We start from the raw sequence: 23,892 nt of genomic DNA on the forward strand, positions 1-23,892 counted from the left end.
ATTGCCACAGGTTGTCAGACAGCCATTTTTTTTAGCAAAAAATTATGCGTTTTGGACGCAACTTTTAATTAAGTTACGGACGAACAATGATTTTTGCAAGGTCAGGATTCTTTTCGAGTTCTTTTACGAGGGCTGCTTCGCGAGCCTTGTTTTTGTATGAAGGATCCTGGAAAGAATATGTAAAGTTTGTGTGAACGTCGTAAGTTCCGTTCATAATTGCAAATGCATCTTCTGTCATTACGAGCTCTTCGTCTGTAGGAATTACAAAAACCTTTACTTTTGAGTCGTCTGTAGAAATGCAAGTTTCGGCGTTGCCTGTGTTTGCAAGCTGGTTCTTAACTGGATCGATTTTTACACCCATCCATTCAAGACCTTCGAGAGCGCGGCCGCGGATCAATGCTGAGTGTTCGCCTACGCCTGCTGTGTAAACAATTGCGTCAACAGGACCGATTGCTGCCATGTAAGCGCCAAAGTATTTTTTAAGGCGGTAAACTTCCATGTCAACTGCGAGCTGTGCGTCTTTGTTGCCTTTTTCTGCTGCGTCTGCAATGTCGCGGCGGTCAGAAGAAAGACCTGTAAGACCGAGAAGACCAGATTTCTTGTTCAAAGCGTTGTCCATTTCTTCAACGCTCATTCCTGTCTGACGCATGATGTAGAATGGAAGAGTAACGTCAACGTCGCCAGTGCGAGTTCCCATTACAAGACCTTCGATAGGAGTGATACCCATTGAAGTGTCAAAACAGCAGCCGTTTTTAACAGCACACATAGAAGCGCCGTTGCCAACGTGAGCGATGATTACATTTGTGTCTTTTGGAGCTTTGTGCAAAAGAACAGAAGCGCGTTTTGCTGTGTAGAGGAAAGAAGTTCCGTGGAAACCATAGCGGCGTGCTGCGTATTTTTCGTACCATTCTTTTGGAACAGCGTAGCGATAGCTTGCAGGTGGCATTGTCTGGTGCCATGCAGTGTCCATTACTGCAACGTGAGGAACGTTAGGAAGTACTTTCTGAGCAGCTTCGATTCCCATAATGTTTGCAGGCATATGGAGAGGTCCAAGACCGATTACAGAGCGGAATGTGTCCAAAACTTCTGGAGTAACTTTTACAGATTTTGTAAATTTGTCTCCGCCGTGGAGAACGCGGTGTCCTACAGCTCCAATAACGCTCATGTCTGAGATTACACCGTGATCTTTGTCTGTAATTGCATCGAGAATAAGTTCGATTGCTTCCTTGTGTGTTGGGCAAGGGCTTTCCTTAACAAATTTGTCTTTTCCTTTTGGCTTGTGTGTAATAACTGAGCCTGGTGCTGTAACACGTTCTACAACTCCTGTTGCTAAAACGTCTTTGTTGTCCCAGTCGTAAACCTGATATTTGGCTGAAGACGAACCGCAGTTCAATGTAAGAATAACCATTGTTTTTCCTCTTAAAAATGAATTAAAAAAAATCTAATGCAATTATAAACTTGTAAAAAACTTTGTTCAATTAAAAATGCTATTATTAGTCTTTTAAACTAAACGCTTTGAGACCCTTTTATCCGCTCTTATTTTATTTTGCAATTGCAACATTGTCCGGAACGGCATAAACGGTTTCTTTAAAATAAATGTTTTTTAACGGATGAATATCGAGAGCATTTGTATACCATCCGCCGATTTCGTTTAGGTTTATTGCATGCAAACTGATTGAGTGGCTGATTGGCATGACCATTCCATCGTCAATCAGAATCTGTTCTGCCTGTCCTAGAATTTTGTAACGCATTGATTCGTCAGTTTCTTCGCCTGCAAGTTTTAGTTTTTCGGTGAATTTCTCATTTGTCCATTTTGTGTGGTTCAGAGTTGAACCTTCGCGGAAAAGTTCCAGAAAAGCCAGAGGATCGGCAAAATCTCCAATCCACGAATAGCTGAAAATATCGTAGTTTAAATACGGAATGCTTGAAAGATATTGCTCGTCTGAAATTTTAAATGTTACGAGTTCAACTCCGAGCGGATTCCATGCTTCTTTTAAAATCGTAGCAAGACTTTTCATGTATTCGTTGTCTGCAATTCCAAAAGTAATCTCAAGTTTTTCGTCCTGTCCAATTCCTGAATTTTTGCGGGCTTCTTCCATCAATTCGAGAGCTTCGTCTTCGTTGTAATCGGTTAAACCTTCAACTTCCGGATAGCCAGAAAGCGGATAAACCAAGGTTGATGCCTGAATTAAATTGTCGCTGCGCAGTTTGTCCCACGGAACAGCCGTTAAAAGCGCATTTCTAAATTCAGACTTGTTCCAAACTGGATTTTTGCAGGTAAAAAACAGATATGTTGTTCCAAAAACGGCGCTGATTTTTATTGCATTTTTGTTTATGAGGGAATTTGTGTCGAATGAAGTCGTTATCCAATCCGTGCGTCCTGTGTTAAAAAGCCAGGAATTTTCTTTTTTGTCGTCTGAAATTTTAATTATGACTTGTTCAATCGCGACATTTTGCTCGTCCCAGTAATTTTTGTTTTTTTCGAGAACAAGTTGATTTTTATCCTGTTCTTTGAGAACGTATGCGCCAGAAAAGACTTCCAGATTTCCGGTAAAAACAGAAAATGCGTGGTGGCAGAGAATCCGTGGTAGGTGGGCGGTTGGTGAATTTAAAATCACCGTCAATTTTTGGCCGTTTGCCTTTAAGCCAATTTCTTCCTCAGAAATTTTATTTTCGCGGTAATCTTTAATTCCTTTTATGCAGTCCAAAAGCGAAGAATAGGGAGCGTCTGGCGTTTTTTGAAGGTGAATCCAGCTGTCAACAACTGTTTGCGCGGTTATTTTTGAGCCGTCGCTTGTCTTTGCGTTGTCCCGAATCGTAAAAGTCCAGCGTTTTTTGTCGCGGGAAATCCTGTATTCGGAAGCAATTGCCGGAACCGGATCCAGAGTTTTTGGGTCGTAGCAGAAAAGACCCTCCTGCAGGGCGTTTATAATCTGCGCTTCGTTGGAATAACTTGAAGTGTGCGGATTTAAATCCAAATGATAAGATGGAGAAGAAAATATAAAGGTCCGCTGGATTTCCGGATTGAATTTTTTTTGAGCTTTTTCTTCGTTTTCGGAATTTTGCTCAAATTCATTCATAAAATTTTCTATGTCTTCATCTTCGTTGTCTTGATTTTGCGGATTTTGCGGAAAATTTTGTGCAAAATTGAACGAAAACAAGCCGAATGCAAGTAAAACTGCGGCTGAAATTTTTTTAAGCATTTGTAATTCCTAATTTTCTTAATTGAGCTTCTTCTTCGATGTATGCCGTGTACTCAGAGCGGCGCTGGTTTGCCTTTACGATTGAGTTTTTTAAGGCCGTAATTTCCATTTTTAAACCTTTTATTTTTGAGCGGTTTTGTGGAAGAGGGGCGCTTTTGAAAAATTCGTCAAGTCCGTTTAAAATTTTGAGCATTTTATTACATTCAAGAATCTGCTGGTTTACATATTCAAGAATTTTTTCTTCGCTCTGCTGGGAAATTTTTTCGTAAAGAGGAGCCTTTCTTATTCCTGCCGAAGCGTATCTTCTTGAGCGCAGTTCCAGATCGCGTATGAACTGCTGGTAGTCGATTTTTTCGTGGCGAACTGTGTCCGTTGTCTGATCTGTAATTGGAATCTGATAAAAAACAGGTTTTTCTTCTATATTGAATGCTTTTCGGAGAGCTTTTTTTAATTTTTCAAAAAAAGTATTATGTTCGCTTTCCAAAACTTCGTGATTTTCTATGATTTTTTCTTTTGCCTGTGAAATCTGACCCGGCATCGCGCCAAAAACTCTGAGCGCAACCAAAAGAATTGATTTTGTGTCGATTTTTTCTTCTGAATTCTGAGCGCTGGAATTTTCAACTTCTAGCTTTTTTAAAAGTGCTTTTTGAAGATTTGCTTTGTCGGGAGAATGATCTTCGTCAATAATTTCGTCAATCAGTTCGTTGTAATACGGAGTTTTTCCCATCGTTGCCTGAAAAAGTTTTTTAATTTGAACTTTTTCGTCGTCCGGGCTAGAAGCGGCTTTTTCCGCGCTGAAAGATGGATGAGACATTACGTTTTTGCGGATATTCCCTTTATAAACTTCCCGCTGAAATTCCGTGAGCGCCTTTAAACTTTTGTTGATTGCAAGAACTGCTTTTCCCGCTTTTGAAACGCTGTCGTTTATCATGTTTACGGTTAAAGCGTCTGCTCCCTGCTTTGCGTTAAAAAGCAGGGTAGCAATTGTTCTTGTGTTTATGTTTGTTGAATTTACGGAGAATGAGTTCCATTGAATTGCATTGTTTAAATCAATCAATTTTTTAATATTTGAAATCTGCAAATTTGAAACTGAAAACTTGTAATAGTTGCAGAGAAAATCCAAAGTGCTGTCATAATCGGAAAGTCTCATTCCTATTATCATTGAGCGTTCGTTGTCTGTAAAAGGAGAATTTTCCGGTGGAACAATGTCCGAAATTTTCTTGTCGTTTTTGTAAGGATCAGGCGTGATGAGAGATTTTTTTAAAAGAAACTCATAGAGCGTTTTTTCGCAAGTGTGCATGAGGCGGTACTGTTCAAGCACATTTTGCAATTCCCGTGAGTTGAACCAATCCGTTTTTTTATCAATTGCGGCAATTAACTGTTCTGAAAAATTTTTCTCTGACATAGTTCTATTATCGGCTTTTTCTTGAAATTCTATAATCTTATAATAGTATAATGCAAAGCTGCCAAAAAACTGCCATAAGTTGAAACAAAGTCCGCAAAGCGATATTCTATAAAGAAAAGATAAAAAATTTGGTCTTTATACAAAGAGGTGTTTTTATGGCAGAAAATGAAAAGTTACAGATTATTCGCCATTCGTGTGCGCATGTAATGGCAGAAGCAGTTAAACATATTTTTCCTGGAACAAAAATCGCAATTGGTCCTGCAATCGAGAACGGATTTTATTACGATTTTGATTTTCCGACAGACCATAAAATAACTGAAGATGATTTTGCTGCTGTTGAAAAAGAAATGAGAAAAATCATTTCTTCTGGAGCAGAATTTGTACGCAAAGAAATTTCAAAGGACGAAGCTTTGAAAATTTTTGCTGACGAACCTTACAAAGTTGAAATTATCAACGATTTGCCGCAGGATGCAACAATTTCTACTTATGAGCAGGACGGCTATATTGACCTTTGCCGTGGTCCACATGTTGCTACGACAAAAGAAATCAATGCTCAGACTTTTAAACTTCAGAAAATTGCAGGTGCATATTGGCGCGGAGATTCTGACCGTCCTATGCTTACGCGTGTTTACGCGCTTTGTTTTGAAAAACCGAACGAGTTAAAAGAATATCTTGAAATGCTTGCAGAAGCAGAAAAGCGCGACCACCGCAAACTCGGTGTAGAAATGGATTTGTTCCATCTTGAACCGGAAGATCCTGGCCAGATTTTCTGGCATCCGAACGGCTGGACAATTTACACAGTTATTCAGGATTATATGCGCAAAATGGTAAGACGCGACGGCTATCAGGAAGTTAATACTCCTGCAATTATGCCGCGTACTCTCTGGGAACGTTCTGGACACTGGGGACACTACCAGCGCAATATGTTTATTACAGAGTCAGAAAAAAGACTTTTTGCAATCAAACCAATGAACTGTCCTGGTGCCCTCGAAATTTTTAAGAGCCGTCTACGCACTTACAAGGACTTGCCTATGCGTCTTGCTGAATTTGGCCATGATGTGCGCAACGAGCCTTCTGGAACTTTGCATGGAATTATGCGCGTGCGTGGTTTTGTTCAGGATGATGCCCATATTATTTGTACGGAAGAGCAGGTTGCTGCAGAAGTCGCAAAATTCTGTAAGCTTCTCAAAAGGGTTTATCACGACTTTGGCTTTGAGGATTTGGTTGTAAAATTTTCAACAATGCCGGAAGACCACGTTGGCGACCTTGCAACCTGGCAGCGTGCAGAAAAAGCGTTGTCCGATGCCTGCCACGAAGCCGGACTTAATTACGAAATTCAGCCGGGAGAAGGCGCATTCTACGGTCCAAAACTCGAATTTAAGCTTTACGACTGTCTTGGACGCGAATGGCAGTGCGGTACGATTCAGGCGGATTTCCAGCTGCCGTCAGCAGAACGCCTTGATGCGACATACATTGGTTCTGACAACCAGAAACATCATCCGGTAATGTTGCACAGAGCAATTTTAGGTTCAATTGAACGGTTCCTTGGAATTTTGATTGAAAACTTTGCCGGAAACTTCCCGACATGGCTTGCATTTGAACAGGCAGCGGTTGTTCCTGTAAAAAATGAATTTGACGATTATGCAAAAGAAGTAAACGAAGCTCTTCTTAGCGCTGATATTCGTTCAAATGCTTATACTTCTGACGAAAATATGCGCCAGAAAATCAAGATGATTACAAAGGAACACAAAACTCCTTATATTCTTGTTGTCGGCGAAAACGAAAAAAATGAAAAAACTGTAAGCGTACGTTTCCGTCAGAACAGCGGACTTGAACAAAAAACAATGAAACTTGAAGATTTTATTGCCTATGTTCAGGAAAAAGTAAATTCCCATTCAACAGAAATTTAATGCGGTAGCGCTGGTAGGGGCGGCGTAAGCCGTTCAGAAAAAATACCGCGGTTTGTAACCGCGGTATTTTTTTTGAATGAAACCCCGGACATAGCGGCAGATTTTGTGCATGTGCTCAAAATCTGCACCGCCCGGATTATCTTGGACTGATTTTTATTCCTAACGAAAAAATTGCCGTGTCAAAAGCGCGTCCGTCCAAAATTGCTCCGAGAGGAAAGTAGATTTTTGCTTCCAGACCGGCCAGATAGTTTTTTGTAAATGCGCGTTGCCAGGAAAAATTTAAGTTTGGATAGAGAAAATTTAAGTTTTTGTAGAACCATCGGTTGATTGATTTTATGTCGTCGCCTGCTGTTGAATTTGTTTCTCCGCCTGTGTCGTCTGAATTTACTCCGTTTGCAAGAAAGGAAAATCGAGCCAAAAATCCCAATCCGCCGCCAAACTGAAAAATGTCTTTTTCGAGGCGAAAAATATGAGTCGTGTTCAGGTCGAGCAAAAACGAAAGCGCAAGGGCAGTTCTGTTTTCGATTTCGGAAGGGCGCGCATATTCGCCGTCCCAGAGATAATAATTTGTAAAAAAAGTGAGCTTTGGCTGAAAATTTAGAAATTTGTGGTTAAAAAGGTCAAATCCCGCTCCGCCTGCGAACGAAACTGGGCTTGGAGAGGTTTTGCTGTCTGTATTTACATAAACCGAAGGTCCGAGAGTAAAGAAAAACAGGTTTTTTGGAATCTTTATTTTGGGGTTTTCGAAGTTTTCGATTTTTGTGAGGATTTTGTTGTCATCTTCTGCCTGAACTTTTGAGAAATTTGGTTCTGTTTGTCCGAAGCACAAAAAAGAAAGCGAAAAAAACAAAAAAATGAACGGAAATTTCTTGTAAATTGTTTTATTTTTCATTGTACAAAACCTTTTTTAAGTCCACCGTCAAAAATCCAGAGCGGCCCGTCTTGTAAAAGTCGCTTTCTTCCCAGGCGACGGCAAGAGTTGTTCCGCTTATGCAGAACGGACCGTAAATGTAGTTTTGTGGAAGTTTTGGAAGGCGGAATGCGGCGTTTTTGCCGTTGTTCAAAATCGGTTCACCGTCCAGGGCGCCGTTAAAATATGTGGTTCCGTCAGAAAAAACAGCGCAAATCCAGTCGTCTGCAATTATTGCGTGTGCGCCTATAAGAAAAGAATTTTCTGAGCTTTCTGCGGTTTCTGAGCCAAAGTCTGGGCCGGAAATAAAGGTTTTTGGAGAAGTTCCGCCGGAGTTTTTGCATTCGACCGAAAAATAAAAATTTTGCGGGATCGAAGACAAGAGCGAACGCAGGCGTTTTGGCGAATCTGAAAATTTTTTCGGAGAATTAAGCAGCCTGTAATTTTCTTCCGAAGTTTCCTGAATCGTAATTTTTTCGTCTTTTGTAAATGGCGAAAGGCTTTCGAGCGAAGAATTTGCAAAAAAATTTATATAGGTAAATTCGGTTTTAGAATTATTTATTTTTTTTATAGAAGCAAAAAATGAATTTCCGTCAAAAAAAGTTCCTGTGATTTCTCCGCCGCCGCCAAGCCTTAAATCTCCGTAAGTGATAGCCGGATAAAAAGCCTTTAATTCCTTGGAAATTCTTACCAAAAACGGTCGGTTTGAATCTTGAGCACTGCCGGTTTCGGAAAGAGAGGCTTCCTTGTTAAAAAAAGAGGAGCGGCTCAAAGTAAAATATGGATTTTCGTTGTCAAAAATCAGGTTTGAAGCTGTCGAATTGGAAAAAAGCTCGTAATCTTGAATCAAAACCGGTTGAACCTGCTGGCTTTCGTTTTTTGCAAAGTGAATTACGCCAAGCCTGTTTACGAGCATGTAGCCGCTTTTGTCGGCCGCAGTGTTTGCATCGCTTGCACGCAAAGTTTCTGTCCAGGGTTTTAAACTCGAAATTCCCGATTGCTGGGGAAGAGAAGTCTGTTCAAAACCATCTTCCGTAAAAAAATACCAGCTGTGGTGTTTTGTGTTTTCCGGAATTTGAGAAATCGTGGCCTTTGTTTGTTTTGAGCAGCCTGCAAAAATCAAAAGACTTGCCGAAACTGCCGCCGTAAATAAAAAATTCTGCTTCATTTGTATTTATATCGGCCGTTTTAAGGATTTTTTTTAGATTTTTGGAGCGCATGTCACGGTCTAACCTGCTCTTGCTGCAAGTCCTCCGTCGCTCCGCTCGTCCGGCCTTTCCGCGACGATCAGGGCTAAGATTTTTCTTTTGCAAATGTAACTTTTTTTTATGGACTTATGTTATTTATTTGAGTAAATTTACTCGAAGCCTCTGATTGTCTTTTTGGAGGCTTTTTTTGTCGGAGTTTGGAAAACATTTTAAAATTTTTGGCTGGAATCAGGCCTTGTTATTTTTACAATTTAAAATATGAAAAAGTTTTGTCTTTGCGCCGCAATCTTTTGTCTTGCGGCCGCCTGTTTTGCAGAAAATGAAATTTCGGATTTTTGTCAGAAAAAAATCGATGAATTTGTTACGCTTCGTGTCGAGTTAAAATCGGAAGATGACCTTACCGCTGTCGAAATGATAAAAAATATTGAAAATGAAACGATGATTGTGCTTCCTGCCGTTGCAAAGGATTTTGAGCAGGAAAAGCAGATTCTTGCAAATTTATATTTTATGGAAGCATACGCAAGAATTTTGACAAAAGAAAACCGCGTCCAATTGCGCAAAAATATGAAAAAACGGATGAACGACTGCCTGGAATTGATGCAAAAGCGCAGCGAAGAGCAGCTGAGCAAGTGGTTTTATGTTTCGACCGCCGATGTGACAAGCTACTATATGACGCGCTCCATTGCGGCGACTTTTTACTGGGGATTTAAGGTAAAGGACTGGCACAAAAAGGCGCTAAAAAAAGATAAGTTTATGGCGTCGGCAAATGCCTGCCTTGGAAACTGGAATTTTTACGCTCCGCCTCCAATCGGTTCAAACAAAAAGGCAAGGCAGCTTTACAAAAACGGTATAAAAGGCGCCCGGACTCCTGGCGAAAAATATATGGTCTACACGTATTATTCGCAGTTTTTGTATGAGCTTGGAGAAAAAGACGAGTGCGAAAAATATATGGAACTTGCCTACGGCCTGGAACTAGGAACAAAAGAACTGGATTTGATGAGAAAATGCAACGACGAAGGAATTTCGTATTTGCAGTATATGCGCAATTCGTCGGGAATTGATGAAGAAATTCCGGAAGCAGAAAAAGAAGAAGACGATTAAAAAACGAAAAATTCAAATTGGCTTTGCCTTGTTTTTAGGCGGAGCCAATTTTTTTTGCAAAAAAAAGTATTACCTATTGACAAGGTAGGTAATAAGAATTATAAATTAAGTATCAGATAAACCTATCAAACAACTAGGTAATAATGCTTTGGAGGAAAAATATGGCAAAAATTTACACTTCGGCAGACCAGCTTATTGGACACACACCGCTTCTTGAACTGTCGCATATCGAATCAGAAAACTCACTTGGAGCAAAAATTCTGGCAAAACTTGAATATTTTAATCCGGCAGGTTCTGTAAAAGACCGCATTGCAAAGGCAATGCTCGACGAAGCCGAAGCAAAAGGAATCCTTACAAAAGACTCGACAATTATTGAACCAACTTCTGGAAATACAGGAATTGGACTTGCTTCTGTTGCGGCAGCCCGCGGTTATAAAATTGTAATCGTAATGCCGGAAACAATGTCTGTTGAGCGCCGCCAGCTTATGAAAGCTTATGGTGCGGAACTTGTTCTTTCTGACGGTTCAAAGGGAATGAAGGGTGCGATTGCAAAGGCTGAAGAAATCAAGGCAAATACTCCAAACAGTTTTATTGCCGGTCAGTTTGTAAATCCTGCAAATCCAAAGGCTCATTTTGAATCTACTGGTCCTGAAATTTGGGAAGACACTGACGGAAAAGTAGACATTTTTGTTGCTGGCGTAGGAACTGGCGGAACTATTACAGGAACTGGAAAATTCCTTAAGTCAAAAAATCCTGGCGTAAAAATTGTTGCAGTTGAGCCAAAATCTTCTGCTGTGCTTTCGACAGGAGTTGCCGGTCCTCATAAAATTCAGGGAATTGGCGCAGGTTTTGTGCCGGATGTCCTTGATACAAAAATTTATGACGAAGTTATTACCGTTTCAAACGAAGACGCTTTTGCAACTGGCAAATTGATTGGTAAAAAAGAAGGTGTTCTCGTTGGAATTTCTTCTGGAGCGGCTGCCTGGGCTGCAATTGAGCTTGCAAAACGTCCAGAAAACAAGGGAAAGAATATTGTTGTTCTTTTGCCGGATACTGGAGACCGTTATCTTTCTACTCCGCTTTTTCAGGACTAAGGAAAAATAAAACAAAGCCGGAAGACTTTTTGTTTTTCGGTTTTGCTTACGCCGGGGTGGAGCAGCGCAAAGCGTTGCAAGGACTCTTGCAATGGAGCGGAAAGCGGAACTGCGAAACACCGGTTTGAGCGCAAAATGCCGTCCTGATTTTTTATTTTTTGAATCAGGTTGTTTTGTTCTGTTAAAAAATCTAAAATGGTTTTATGGACAGAAATTTTGACCTGTCAGAACTTTTGAACCGGAATTCTGCCGTTTCCCTTAAAAAGCAGATTGGTTTTGTCTGGCACCTGAGTATTCCCGGAATGATGGCGCAGTTGTCGTCGATTTTGATGCAATATATTGACGCCGCAATGGTTGGTTTTTTGGGAGCGCGTCAGTCGGCGAGTATAGGTCTGGTTGCTTCTTCGACCTGGGTTTTGGGAAGCCTTTTGCACGCTCTTTGCATTGGATTTACGGTTCAAATGGCGCATCTTGTCGGCGCTGGAGAAAAATCCAAAACAAAAAATTTGCTTTTTAATGCGCTTTTGACCTGCATTTGCTTCAGCCTGTTTTTGCTTTTGCTTGGAACTGGAATAAGCTTTAAACTGCCGTTGTGGCTTGGCGCAAGCGATGAGATTTACAGTGACGCTTTTTGGTATTTTTTGATTTTTTGTCTTTCTGCTCCTTTTTACGAAATAGTTTATCTGCTTGGCGGAATGCAGCAGTGTTCTGGAAATATGAAGCTTCCCGGCATTTTAAATGCCTTGATGTGTTTATTGGACATTGTGTTTAATTTTCTTTTTATCTTTGTTTTAAATCTTGGCGTAAAAGGCGCGGCTCTTGGTTCTGCGTGCTCCGCCTTGAGCGTTGCCCTGCTTTTTTTGTATTTTACTCTTTTTAAGTCTGAATATTTGAAATTTACCGGTCATAAAGGTTTCTTTTTTGACGGAAACGTGATAAAAAAGGCGGTAAAACTTGCAGCTCCTGTTGCCCTTGAAAGCTCCGCTTTTAGCGGCGCTCTTGTCGTTGTTACAAAAATGGTTTCTCCTTTGGGCGCTGTGAGTCTTGCCGCAAATTCTTTTGCAACGACTGCCGAAAGCCTTTGTTATATGCCTGGATATGGAATTTCGGAGGCGGCTACAACTCTCGTTGGCCAGAGTTTTGGCGCAAAAAGGCGGGATTTGGTCCGTTCGTTCAGCTGGATTACTGTTTTTTACGGAATTGTTCTGATGACTGTAAGCGGACTTGCCATGTATTTTGCCTGTCCGCTAATTTTTAAATTTATAACGCCAGACCCTGCAATCCGCGCTCTTTCGGTTGAAGTGCTCAGAATTGAACTTTTTGCGGAGCCTCTTTTTGGAGCGAGCATTGTTGCAATGGGCGCTCTCCGTGGAAAAGGCGACACTCTCGTTCCAAGCATTTTAAATCTTTTTAGCCTGTGGGTTGTGCGTTTGAGCCTGAGTTTTGTTCTCGTAAAAAATTACGCTCTAAAAGGAATCTGGTTTGCAATGGCTGTTGAACTTTGTTTCCGCGGACTTATAATGCTTGCAAGGCTTGCCTTTGGAAAGAATAAAAAAGCCTGACAATATTATTCAAACTTTGCAATTTCGCTCTGGCAAAGACTGTCGCAAACTTCGTTGTATTCAACTCCGGCATGGCCTTTAACCCAGTTCCATTCGACGTTTAAGAGGGAATTGAGAGAATCGAGTTTTTCCCAAAGTTCACGGTTTAAAACCGGTTTTTTTGCGGCAGTTTTCCAGCCGTTCTTTTTCCAGCCAAAAATCCATCCAGTAATTCCGTTTTTTACGTACTGACTGTCGATATTCAGTTGAACCGGGCAGTTCCGAAGCCTTTCCGTGTTGTAAATTGCCGAAAGCGCGTTTATTGCCGCCGTAAGCTCCATTTTGTTGTTTGTAGTTAATTTATCGCCGCCGCTTAACTGGCGTGCCTCGCCTTCTGCAATGATTACGCAGGCCCAGCCTCCAGGCCCGGGATTTCCGTGGCAACCGCCGTCCGTATAAACAATGATTTTTCCTGAATTTTCCATAAGTTCAAATATTCTAGCAGAAAAAGAAATGGACGGCAAACCAGTGTCTAACCGGCTGCTTCAAGTTCGGTAACCCTCATTGGCACTGTCGTGCCAACTGGCGCTTTCCGCATCCGGCGTAGAATTTTTTGTCAGACTTACAGGCAAGCTTTTAAAAATTCAACAAAAAGCGGACCTGCGTGGTTTGGACGGGACTTAAATTCTGGATGGAACTGTACTCCCACAAAAAAAGGATGCTCTTTTTCGGAAAGTTCGACCGTTTCTACGATTTTGTCGTCCGGGCTTGTTCCTCCAATTACCAAACCTGCGTCCTGCATTTGTTCGCGGTACGAATTGTTAAACTCGTAGCGGTGTCTGTGCCGTTCTTCAATTAAATTTGATTTGTATGCTTTTTCGAGGATTGTTCCTTTTTGAATTTTGCAAGGATATTTTCCGAGGCGCATTGTTCCGCCCATAATTACGCCTTCCTGGTCTTTCATAAGGTCAATTACGGCATGTTCGCACTGTTCGTCAAATTCACGGCTGTTGGCGTCGCTAAAATTCAAAACGTCACGTGCAAATTCAATCACGGCGATTTGCATTCCAAGGCAGATTCCAAAATATGGCATTTTGTGGGTTCTGGCAAAACGCGCGGAAGTTATCATGCCTTCGATTCCGCGGTTTCCAAATCCGCCCGGAAGAATTATTCCTGCGCAGTCCTTAAAAATTTCCGGGGCTGTTTTGTCTGTTACGCTGTCAGAGTCAACCCATTTTATTTTTAGTTTGCGGCCGACAACAAACGAAGCGTGGTTCAGGCTTTCGACAATGCTCAGGTATGAATCGTGGAGTTTTACGTATTTTCCGACAAGCGCAATTTGAATTTCGTCTTTTCGTGAGTGAATTGAATTCACCATTTTTTCCCATTCAGAAAGGTTTGAAGTTGTTCCTTCGATTCCCAGTTCGCGGCAGACAACTTCGTCCATTTTTTGTTCGTGGAGCATGAGCGGAACCTCGTAAAGTGAACTCAGGGTTTTGTTGTCGATTACGCAGTCTTCCGCAACATTGCAAAAAAGACTGATTTTTTTGCGGATTTCTTCGGGAACTGCTTCGTCCGAACGGGTTACGATAAGGTCGGGATGGATTCCAACGGCCATGAGCTCTTTTACCGAGTGCTGAGTCGGCTTAGATTTGTATTCGTCGCTGCCGGAAATGTACGGAACTAGGCAAACGTGAATAAAAAGACAGTTTTTTCGTCCAACTTCTGTCGAAAGCTGGCGGATTGCCTCTAAAAATGGCTGGCTTTCGATGTCGCCGATTGTTCCTCCGATTTCTACGATAGAAACATCCGCGCCGCTTACCTGTGCATTTTTTAAAATAAAATCCTTGATTTCGTTTGTTACGTGAGGAATAATTTGCACTGTCTGGCCGAGATACTCGCCCTGCCGTTCTTTGTTCAAAACGTTCCAGTAAACTCTGCCGGAGGTCAAATTTGAATATTTATTTAAATTTTCGTCGATAAAACGTTCGTAATGGCCAAGATCGAGGTCGGTTTCTGCTCCGTCGTCTGTTACAAAAACTTCGCCATGCTGAAACGGGCTCATTGTTCCAGGATCAACGTTCATATAAGGATCTAGTTTTTGAGATGCAATTTTTAAACCGCGGCATTTTAAAAGCCGGCCCAAACTTGCGGCTGTAATTCCTTTTCCTAAACCGCTTACAACTCCGCCGGTCACAAAAATGAATTTTGACATACAAAACCTCTTGATAAAATTTTTAAAATAAAAAAAGCCGCCGACAGCAATCCCGTTAAAAATCGGAACTGTGCCCGCGACTTCTTCGTCAACTAATAATTTCGCCTCGAATAATAATACTAAAGGCTTTTTTTTTCAAGTTCACTAGTTCGCTTGTGCCTGTCCGGCAAAAATTGCAGAATTTGTCCGCAAAACATCTTTGCCAGAACAAAAAACAAAACTAATGAAGCAGCTTGTTTATATCAACCAAAGTTGTATTTAAATCCGTAAATTTTCCCGAAAGTGAATCTGCAAGTGCGTTTGCCGTGTCGATTGCCGTCAGACAGTCAATGTCGTGTTCAACTGCAAGCCGGCGCAGACGAACGCTTTCTGAAGAAGGGTCCCGTCCTTTTGCGGAAGTTGAGACTACATAGCAGATTTTTCCGCTTTCGAGTAGCGTCATTACGTTTTCGCTGTAATTTTCGTGAACTTTATTCACCTTTGTTACTTTCATTCCGGAACGCTCGATTGTGTCGGCATTTCCTTCCGTTGCGTAGAGCGTAAAGCCCAAATCGCTGTATTTTTTTGCAAGTGCCGGCAGTTCAGGTCTGTCAGACTTTCTTACGCTGAATAAAACGCCTGTAGGTTCGCCTTTTTTTGCAAGCGCAGGATGAATCATCTTCCAGCCGGCCGCAACCATTCCCTTAAAAATCGCTTCTTCGCGTGTTTTTGCAATTCCCAGAACTTCTCCGGTTGACTTCATTTCCGGTCCAAGGTGAGTGTCCACGTCCATAAGCTTTTCAAAACTGAATACTGGAACTTTTACGGCGTAATAATCAGGTTTTCTGTAAAGTCCTGTTCCATAGCCCATGTCGCGTACTTTTTCGCCGAGCATTGCGCGTGTTGCAAGTTCAACCATTGGAATTCCTGTAACCTTGCTCAAATAAGGAACTGTGCGCGAAGAACGGGGGTTTGCTTCGATAATATTCAACTGACCGTTGTAAAAAAGCCACTGAATATTTACAAGTCCCTGAGTTCCAAGAGCTAAAGCCATGTCGCGCGATTTTTCTACGACGGTTTTTGTCATTTCGTCCGTAAAATTCCATGCCGGATAAACTGCGATTGAATCTCCTGAGTGGATTCCTGTTCTCTCGACATGTTCCATAATTCCTGGAATCAAAACATCTTCGCCGTCGCAAATGCAATCGACTTCAAGTTCTGTTCCTTCCATGTATTTGTCAATCAAAACAGGATTTGTAATTCCCTGCGCAAGGATAATTTTCATGTATTCCTTGATGTCGGCATTTGTCCGCGCAATAATCATATTCTGTCCGCCAAGAACATAACTTGGACGCATCAAAACAGGGTAGGTAAGGCGGGCGGCTGCTTCCAGAGCTTCAACTTCCGTAAAGACAGTCTGGCCTTTAGGACGGTTTACGTGCAGTCTCTCGCAAAGTTCTTCAAAACGTTCCCTGTCTTCTGCAAGGTCAATTCCGTCTGCGCTTGTTCCGAGAATGCGGATTCCCTGGCCGTCGAGGTATTTTGTAAGTTTGATGGCAGTCTGTCCGCCAAATGCAACTACAACGCCGACCGGCTTTTCAACCTTGATTACATTCATAACGTCGACAGGAGTGAGCGGTTCAAAATAAAGACGGTCTGCAGTGTCAAAGTCTGTCGAAACAGTTTCCGGATTGTTGTTTATGATTGCAACTTCGTAGCCGAGCTTTTTGAGCGACCATACGCACTGAACCGAGGCATAGTCGAATTCAATTCCCTGTCCGATTCTGATTGGTCCGGAACCCAAGACAATAATCGTTCCTTTTTTGCTGCGTTTTCCTTCTTTTTCAAGTCCTTCAAGAAATTTTTCAGCCTCGTTTTCTCCGCCAGTTGTCGAATAAAAATACGGAGATTCTGCGCTGAACTCGCCGGCGCAGGTGTCTACCATTTTGAACGAAGCTGGAGTGTAGAGCATTGGAGCATGGACGGTCGGTGCGGAATTTTCAACGGCTTTTTTTTCGGCTTCGGCAATATTTTCGAGCTTGTACAAAAACCATTCATCAATTTTTGTAACTTCATGGATTTCGTCCACGCTCATTATTTTGCGTTTTAGAGCCTGATAGATTGCAAAAATTCTTTGGTCTGTGCATTTTCCGACTCTTTCGCGGATTTTTTCTTCGTTTTCTTTTGCAAAAGCGGCAAGATTCAAGTCTTTTACGCCAAGTTCAGCTCCGCGGATTGCCTTTAAAATCGCTTCTTCAAAATTCTGGCCGATAGCCATAACTTCGCCGGTCGCCTTCATCTGAGTGCCAAGTTTTCTTGCGGCGTAAACGAATTTTTCGAACGGGAATTTTGGAACTTTTACGACAACATAATCCAAGACCGGTTCAAAGCAAGCTTTTGTCTTTCCAGTCACAAAGTTCGGAATTTCATCAAGATTGTAGCCGACTGCGATTAGAGCCGCAACTTTTGCAATCGGGTAGCCGGTTGCCTTTGAAGCCAGGGCAGAAGAACGGCTTACACGCGGATTTACCTCGATTACAGCGTATTCAAAAGTTTCCGGATTGAGCGCAAACTGACAGTTGCAGCCGCCTTCGATTTCGAGGGCAGAAATTATATTCAGGGCTGCAGAACGGAGCATCTGATATTCTTTGTCGGCAAGTGTTACAGTCGGAGCAATTACAATCGAATCTCCAGTATGAACGCCAACCGGATCAAAATTTTCCATTGAGCAGACAGTAAGAACATTGCCTGCATGGTCGCGCATAACTTCAAATTCAACTTCTTTCCAGCCGGAAATACATTTTTCAACCAGAATCTGGTGAATCGGCGAGCGATGGAGTCCGTTGTGGGCAATTTCGTCAAATTCTTTCTCGTTATATGCAATTCCGCCGCCAGTTCCGCCCAGAGTAAAAGCAGGACGGATTATAACAGGAAAACCGATTTTATTTTTTGCAAAATCAAGGGCATCATCGTAATCAGTCACAACTTTTGAAGGAATACAAGGTTCTCCAATCGCTTCCATCGTATCCTTGAACATTTGCCGGTCTTCAGCCTTGTCAATCGTAAGCGGACGCGCGCCCAAAAGCTGCACTCCATGGCTTTCCAAAAATCCCGACTTTGCAAGTTCCATACTCAAAGTAAGTCCAGTCTGACCGCCAAGCGTCGAAAGCAGCGAATCTGGTTTTTCTTTTTCGATAATTCTCTGCAAGGTTTCAACGTTGAGCGGTTCAAGATAAATTTCGTCAGCCATAACATGGTCAGTCATTAAAGTTGCCGGGTTTGAGTTTACCAGAACAACTTCAAGCCCTTGTGCCTTAAGAGCCTTGCAAGCCTGGTTTCCGGCATAGTCAAATTCCGCCGCCTGACCAATTACAATCGGTCCAGAACCAATAATCATTACCTTGTGTATATTTTTGTTCAATGGCATTTTTTAATCTCCATCAGTTTTTTACTTTTTGGGCGTTCGGGCGGGTCTTGCAGGGCTACGCTTTCGCTCCGACCCGCTTTTAGCGGTTTGCCTCCGGCACCCTTCCAGCCCCTAACGCATTTATCATTTTTATAAAGCTGTCAAACAAAAAGTTTGTGTCGTGCGGACCGCCACATGCTTCTGGATGGAACTGCACGCTAAAGGCAGGAATATTTTTGTATGCAATGCCTTCGCAAGTTCCGTCGTTGCAGTTTACAAAACTCAGTTCTGCATTTTTTGGGATAGTTTCGTTTTTAACCGCATAGCCGTGGTTCTGGCTGGAAATATAAACTCTTCCGCTTTGCAAATCCTTTACAGGATGGTTTCCGCCACGGTGTCCGTATTTTAATTTTTCTGTCTTAGCGCCGTTCGCAAGGGCGAGCATCTGGTGTCCAAGACAAATTCCAAAGATCGGAATTTTGCCGTATTCGCAGAGTTTTTTTATTTCTGCAATTACACCGACATTTTCCGCAGGATCTCCAGGACCGTTGCTAAGCATTATTCCATCAACATTCATCGCCTTTATCTGTTCTGCTGTCGTGTCGTAAGGAACAACTTTTACAGTGCAGCCGCGCCGTTCAAGTTCGCGTTCGATATTCGCCTTTGCCCCAAAATCAAAAAGAGCTACGGTTTTTCCTTTTCCGTCTGCAAAATCTTTTGTATAAAATGGAGTTTTTTTCGGCTCGACTGCATTTTTGAGCGGTTCTAAAATCATGCTGTTTTGAACATTTTTTACAGCATCAACAATTTGGTAGGATTTTATTTTTGAAAGAAGGTTTTTATCAATTTGAGGGCAGGTTTCTGCGGTTACAATCATTCCGTTCATAACTCCGGCTTCCCGCAAAATTTTTGTAAGCCTTCTGGTGTCAATTCCGCAAATTCCGATTATATTCTGTTGCTTTAAAAAATCGTCGAGTGTCAGTTTGCAACGAAAATTAGAAGGTTTTTCGCAAAGTTCCCGGACAATGTAGCCACGGATATGACATTTTTTGCTTTCGTAGTCTTCTGGAATCATTCCATAGTTACCGATTAACGGAAAAGTCTGGGTAACAATTTGTCCATAATAACTCGGATCGGTAAGAGTTTCGAGGTAACCGGTCATGCCAGTTGTAAAAACTGTTTCTCCGATTACAGAGCCAGCAGCACCGATGGAATTTCCTTCAAAAACCGTTCCATCTGCCAAAATCAAGAATGCTTTTTTCATTTTTTTATTCTACCTTTAAGGGCAAAAAAAAAAGCGTCATTGCATATTAAAGAAAAAAACAGAAAAACCTCTAAAAATTCAAATTTTCAGAAATAGCCTGCAATACTTCCTTAACAGTAATGAACGCCCTTGCTCATATATTCCGCTGAATACAATAAAACTATCTGTATTTATTGTCAATTGGTGAAGGTTATATGAAAATATCGCAATGCACAAAAAAAATTAAAAAATTGTGCACGATGTAAAAAAAATTATTTTTTTTACAAAATCTGATTGACACTTTTTAGCTGTCGCTGTATAACTCAAATATCAAAAGGCAATGAGGCCGCAGAAAAGGGTTGAACTTTCTGCGGCTTTCTTTATTTTAAAGACAAAGACGTCGTGATTTTTTATGGGAGCCTCCCTCCCTGATAAATTGCGGCGTCTTTTTTACTTTTGGAGGACTATATGACAGCAAATGTACCAGAAGTTTTTGGAAGTTTGGTTTTTAATCAGAAAACTATGAAAGACCGCTTGCCAAAAGAAACATTCAAGGCTCTCAAGAAAACTCTTGACGACGGAGCACCTCTTCCGCTTGATGTTGCAAATGTTGTGGCTCACGCAATGAAAGAATGGGCGATTGAAAAAGGCGCAACTCACTATACACACTGGTTTCAGCCTTTGACAGGAATTACGGCAGAAAAACACGACTCTTTCATAAATCCACAGGACGATGGAACAGTAATCATGTCGTTCTCCGGAAAAGAACTTGTAAAAGGTGAACCTGACGCTTCTTCATTTCCAAGTGGCGGACACAGAGCTACATTTGAGGCAAGAGGCTACACAGTTTGGGATCCGACATCTTATCCTTTTATCAAGGAACATACTCTTTGTATTCCAACAGCGTTCTGCTCTTACACAGGCGAAGCTCTCGACAAAAAAACTCCGCTTTTGCGCTCAATGGAAGCTTTGGACAAGCAGGCAAAGAGAATTCTCAAGCTTTTCGGAAAAGAAGTAAGCCATGTTGCAACAACAGTTGGTCCTGAACAGGAATATTTTATCGTAGACCACAAGCTTTATTCAGAACGCAAAGATTTGCGCATGACTGGACGTACTCTTTTTGGAGCAAAACCTTCAAAAGGACAGGAAATGGACGACCAGTATTTTGCGGCCCTTAATCCTAGAATCGTAGAATATATGGAAGATTTGAACGACACTTTGTGGAAATACGGAGTTCTTTCAAAAACAGAACATAACGAAGTAGCTCCAGCCCAGCACGAAATGGCGCCGATTTTCTCGACAACAAACCTTTCTGTAGATCAGAACCAGCTTACAATGGAAGTTATGAAGAAAGTTGCAAAGCGCCACGGTCTTGAATGTCTTCTTCACGAAAAACCATTTGCCGGACTCAACGGTTCAGGAAAGCACAACAACTGGTCAATGTCCACAAACGAAGGCGAAAACCTTCTCGAACCTGGAAAAACACCTGAATCAAACGCACAGTTTCTTTTGTTTTTGACGGCAATTTTAAAGGCAGTCGACGAGAATCAGGATTTGCTGAGAATTTCTGTTGCAAGTGCAGGAAATGACCACCGTCTTGGAGCAAACGAGGCGCCTCCAGCAATTATTTCCGTTTATCTTGGCGACGAACTTTATGCAGTTCTCGAAGCAATCAAAGACGGAAAACCTTACACTTCGGACAAAAACGAAAAAATGACGATCGGAGTTGATGTTCTTCCTTCAATTCCAAAGGATTCAACAGACCGCAACCGAACTTCGCCATTTGCCTTTACAGGAAACAAATTTGAATTCCGTTCTGTAGGTTCAAGCCTTTCAATCGCAGGCCCTAACACGACTCTCGACGCAATTGTTGCAGATGTTCTAAAAATCTTTGCAGACGAACTCGAGGGCGCTTCAGATTTTGAAAAAGCTCTCAACGCTTTGATTGCGCGCGAAGTAAAAGCTCACTGGAGAATCGTATTTAACGGAAACGGCTACGATGAATCATGGAAAGTTGAAGCAAAAAAACGCGGACTTCTTGAATTAAAGACAACTCCTGACGCAGTTGAACATTATCTTGATGCAAAAAATGTAAAGCTCTTTACAGAACTTGGCGTTTACACAAAGCAGGAAATGGAAAGTCATTACGAAATCAAGCTTGAAAAATATGCCCAGGTTTTGAATATCGAAGTAAACACAATGCTCGAAATGATTTCAAAAGACATTCTTCCAGCGGCATACAAGTATATTTCGGCAGTTTCAAAGACTGTAAGTGAACTCAAATCGGTTGTTCCAGGCGCAAAAGCCTCGGCAGAAACAAAGGTTCTTTCCGAACTCGATGTTCTCGTTGACGAACTTTCCGAAAAGGCAGAGTTGCTCGAAAAAGCGCACGAAAAAGCCGAAAAAGCAGGAAGCGCTCTTGCAGTTGCAAAGGCCTATGCAGATACAGTAAAACCTGCAATGGAAGAAGCACGCGCTGTAGCAGACAAAATCGAACCTCTTTTGGGAGAAGAATATAAACCTTTCCCAAGTTACGAGGATTTGCTGTTCAGAGTATAAGCGATGGGGTTTTATATTGTAACAAATGCTGTCGCATAGCGCGGCAGCAAAAGCAAAAAGACAAAAATTGCAGAACGCGATTTTTATTTTAAGCACAATGGCGTGCGGATTTTGTTCGTTTTTTAACTGGACTGTCCGCGCGCTTTTTTTTGAATTATTTTTTTGGAGGTAATTTATGGATTCAGCTGCACTAATGGAAGCGGTAAAGTCGGTTTCTAGCGACTTGTGGGGCGTTTGGTTTCTTTTAGGCGCCGCCCTCGTATTTTGGATGCAAGCCGGATTTGCAATGGTCGAAACAGGTTTTACCCGTGCAAAAAACACGGGAAACATCATCATGAAAAACCTGATGGACTTTTGTATCGGAACAGTTGTTTTTATTCTTATTGGATTTGGACTATTTCTTGGTGAAAACGCATTTTTCGGTTTGATTGGAAAACCAAACTGGCAGATTTTTACAGATTACGGCAATTTTGACTGGTCTGGATTTGTATTCAACCTCGTATTCTGCGCAACGACAGCAACAATTGTTTCTGGCGCAATGGCAGAACGCACAAAATTTCTTTCTTACTGCGTTTATTCTGCTGTAATTTCGGCAGTAATCTATCCTATTGAAGCTCACTGGACTTGGGGTGGCGGCTGGCTCGCACAGCTTGGATTCCATGATTTTGCAGGTTCAAACTGTATTCATATGGTCGGCGGAATCTGCGCCTTAATCGGTGCCGCAATGGTCGGCCCTCGCATTGGCAAATTTACGCGCGGCAAGGACGGAAAAGTAACAGATGTTCACGCTTTCCCAGGACACAACATTCCTATCGGCGCGCTCGGTGTATTTATCCTTTGGTTGGGTTGGTACGGATTTAACGGTGCTGCTGCAACTTCTGTTGCCCAGCTCGGTTCAATCTTCGTTGCTACAACAATCGCTCCAGCAGTTGCAACTGTAACATGTATGATTTTTACATGGATAAAATACGGAAAACCAGATGTTTCTATGTGTTTGAACGCTTCTTTGGCAGGTCTTGTAGCAATTACAGCTCCTTGCGATGTTGCAGACGCTCTTGGCGCTTCAATAATCGGAATTGTCGCAGGTCTTCTGGTTGTATTTGGTGTATGGCTTTTGGACTACAAGCTTCATGTTGACGATCCTGTCGGAGCAGTTGCAGTTCACTGTTTTAACGGAATTTGGGGAACAATTGCCGTTGGACTTTTTGCAAACCCGGCAGTTCCAGGCTATTCAATTGCAAACAAAGCCGGCGAACAGCTTGCAGGACTTTTTTACGGCGGTGGATTTGAATGTCTCGGACTTCAGCTTCTCGGAATGATTTCGACAATCGCCTGGACCGTTGTGACAATCACGATTTTATTCACTGTAATCAAAAAGATTTTCGGTCTCCGTGTTACAGCCGAAGAAGAAATTGTCGGACTCGACAAGCTCGAGCATGGACTTGATTCAGGATATGCAGGATTTGCGACAACTTATTCAACAGAAGAAGTCGAGGAGGCAGAAAACGCTGGCATCGAAATTCCAGCACTCAGCGTTCCAGTTTCCGGCACAACTTCAAAAGAAGCAATCGCACACAAGGTCGTAATCGTTACTCGCCAGAACAAATTTGACAGACTCAAGGCTGCAATGAACGAAATAGGAATAACCGGCATGACCGTAAGCAATGTAATGGGCTGCGGAATGCAAAAAGGAGCGAGCGAATATTACCGTGGTGCTCCAGTCGAAATCAACCTTCTTCCAAAAATCAAGGTTGAAACCGTAATCAGCAAAGTTCCTGTAGACACGGTTATCGAAGCGGCACGCAAAGCGCTTTACACAGGACACATTGGCGACGGAAAAATCTTCATAAGCGATGTGACAGGTGTTGTAAAAATCCGCACAGGCGAAACAGGCTACGATGCCCTTCAAAACGACAAATAGTTAAAAAAACAGCGGTTTGACGTTAAACGGTGATTGAGCACAGACAAAAAAGTGCAGCGGTCACCGTTTTTTTTTGAGGGCGCCACCCGCTTTCGCGGGCCGGAGTACTACAGGCTTCGGTGCCCTCGGTGCTTTGCACCGGCTTCGCCGCCTTCCGTGTTCCTGGCGCGTCAACTTATTAACCGTCAAATCCGCGC

General features: G+C 42.2%; 14 protein-coding genes and 1 pseudogene. 6 read left to right on the top strand and 9 right to left on the bottom strand.

Going from position 1 to position 23,892, the window contains the following annotated elements:
- Positions 1–73: 73 nt before the first annotated feature.
- From B5D47_RS03860 to B5D47_RS03870, 3 genes are all read right to left on the bottom strand, one after another.
- Positions 74–1,408 carry an acetate kinase gene (locus tag B5D47_RS03860; RefSeq protein ID WP_078930514.1) on the bottom strand — a complete coding sequence of 445 codons (1,335 nt, stop codon included), beginning with the start codon at positions 1,406–1,408 and terminating at the stop codon, positions 74–76.
- A gap of 133 nt (positions 1,409–1,541) precedes the next feature.
- Entirely contained in the window at positions 1,542–3,203 is a 1,662-nt protein-coding gene (locus B5D47_RS03865; RefSeq protein WP_078930515.1) for a peptide ABC transporter substrate-binding protein, read from the bottom strand.
- Positions 3,196–4,608: a TP0584 family protein gene (locus B5D47_RS03870; protein ID WP_078930516.1), complete on the bottom strand. Its 1,413-nt coding sequence runs from the start codon at positions 4,606–4,608 to the stop codon at positions 3,196–3,198. Before B5D47_RS03870 ends, B5D47_RS03865 begins: the two co-directional genes overlap by 8 nt.
- 155 nt (positions 4,609–4,763) lie before the next feature.
- Here B5D47_RS03870 and thrS point away from each other — a divergent pair, with 155 nt between their 5' ends.
- Complete coding sequence (gene thrS / locus B5D47_RS03875; protein ID WP_078930517.1) at positions 4,764–6,518, top strand: threonine--tRNA ligase; 1,755 nt, start codon at positions 4,764–4,766, stop codon at positions 6,516–6,518.
- Positions 6,519–6,654: 136 nt separating this feature from the next.
- Here the strand turns inward: thrS and B5D47_RS03880 are convergent, their stop codons facing one another.
- Positions 6,655–7,410, bottom strand: coding sequence for a hypothetical protein (locus tag B5D47_RS03880; protein WP_078930518.1), 756 nt, complete (start codon positions 7,408–7,410; stop codon positions 6,655–6,657).
- Positions 7,400–8,596 (bottom strand): DUF8086 family protein, encoded by a 1,197-nt coding sequence (locus B5D47_RS03885; protein WP_078930519.1) that lies wholly within the window; start codon positions 8,594–8,596, stop codon positions 7,400–7,402. The genes B5D47_RS03880 and B5D47_RS03885 overlap by 11 nt, the downstream gene beginning before the upstream one ends.
- Positions 8,597–8,894: 298 nt before the next feature.
- Between B5D47_RS03885 and B5D47_RS03890 the strand changes: the two genes are divergently transcribed.
- The 3 genes from B5D47_RS03890 (at position 8,895) to B5D47_RS03900 (ending at position 12,393) form a co-directional block, all read left to right on the top strand.
- The gene (locus B5D47_RS03890) at positions 8,895–9,737 is read left to right on the top strand and encodes a hypothetical protein (RefSeq protein ID WP_078930520.1); all 843 of its coding nucleotides are present in this window, start codon (positions 8,895–8,897) and stop codon (positions 9,735–9,737) included.
- Between the two features lie 161 nt (positions 9,738–9,898).
- The gene (cysK, locus tag B5D47_RS03895) at positions 9,899–10,831 is read left to right on the top strand and encodes a cysteine synthase A (RefSeq protein ID WP_078930521.1); all 933 of its coding nucleotides are present in this window, start codon (positions 9,899–9,901) and stop codon (positions 10,829–10,831) included.
- Positions 10,832–11,034: 203 nt separating this feature from the next.
- Complete coding sequence (locus tag B5D47_RS03900; RefSeq protein WP_078930522.1) at positions 11,035–12,393, top strand: MATE family efflux transporter; 1,359 nt, start codon at positions 11,035–11,037, stop codon at positions 12,391–12,393.
- 5 nt (positions 12,394–12,398) lie between these two features.
- On the opposite strand, the gene rnhA is transcribed toward B5D47_RS03900, so the two are convergent.
- The 4 genes and pseudogenes from rnhA to B5D47_RS03920 form a co-directional block, all read right to left on the bottom strand.
- On the bottom strand, positions 12,399–12,857 hold the full coding sequence (gene rnhA / locus B5D47_RS03905) for a ribonuclease HI (RefSeq protein ID WP_078930604.1): 459 nt from the start codon (positions 12,855–12,857) through the stop codon (positions 12,399–12,401).
- Positions 12,858–12,994: 137 nt separating this feature from the next.
- On the bottom strand, positions 12,995–14,587 hold the full coding sequence (locus B5D47_RS03910) for a CTP synthase (protein ID WP_078930523.1): 1,593 nt from the start codon (positions 14,585–14,587) through the stop codon (positions 12,995–12,997).
- Between the two features lie 229 nt (positions 14,588–14,816).
- A pseudogene (gene carB, locus B5D47_RS03915) lies at positions 14,817–17,993 on the bottom strand (carbamoyl-phosphate synthase large subunit); the annotation flags it as partial.
- A 79-nt stretch (positions 17,994–18,072) separates the two neighbouring features.
- Positions 18,073–19,236, bottom strand: coding sequence for a carbamoyl phosphate synthase small subunit (locus tag B5D47_RS03920; protein ID WP_078930525.1), 1,164 nt, complete (start codon positions 19,234–19,236; stop codon positions 18,073–18,075).
- 447 nt (positions 19,237–19,683) lie between these two features.
- Here B5D47_RS03920 and B5D47_RS03925 point away from each other — a divergent pair, with 447 nt between their 5' ends.
- The gene (locus B5D47_RS03925; RefSeq protein WP_078930526.1) at positions 19,684–21,774 is read left to right on the top strand and encodes a glutamine synthetase III family protein; all 2,091 of its coding nucleotides are present in this window, start codon (positions 19,684–19,686) and stop codon (positions 21,772–21,774) included.
- A gap of 175 nt (positions 21,775–21,949) precedes the next feature.
- Positions 21,950–23,695 carry an ammonium transporter gene (locus B5D47_RS11770; RefSeq protein WP_078930527.1) on the top strand — a complete coding sequence of 582 codons (1,746 nt, stop codon included), beginning with the start codon at positions 21,950–21,952 and terminating at the stop codon, positions 23,693–23,695.
- The last annotated feature ends 197 nt before the right edge of the window (positions 23,696–23,892 follow it).

The sequence above is a fragment of the Treponema berlinense genome (genome assembly GCF_900167025.1).
In the GTDB taxonomy this organism is placed as follows: Bacteria; Spirochaetota; Spirochaetia; order Treponematales; family Treponemataceae; genus Treponema_D; species Treponema_D berlinense.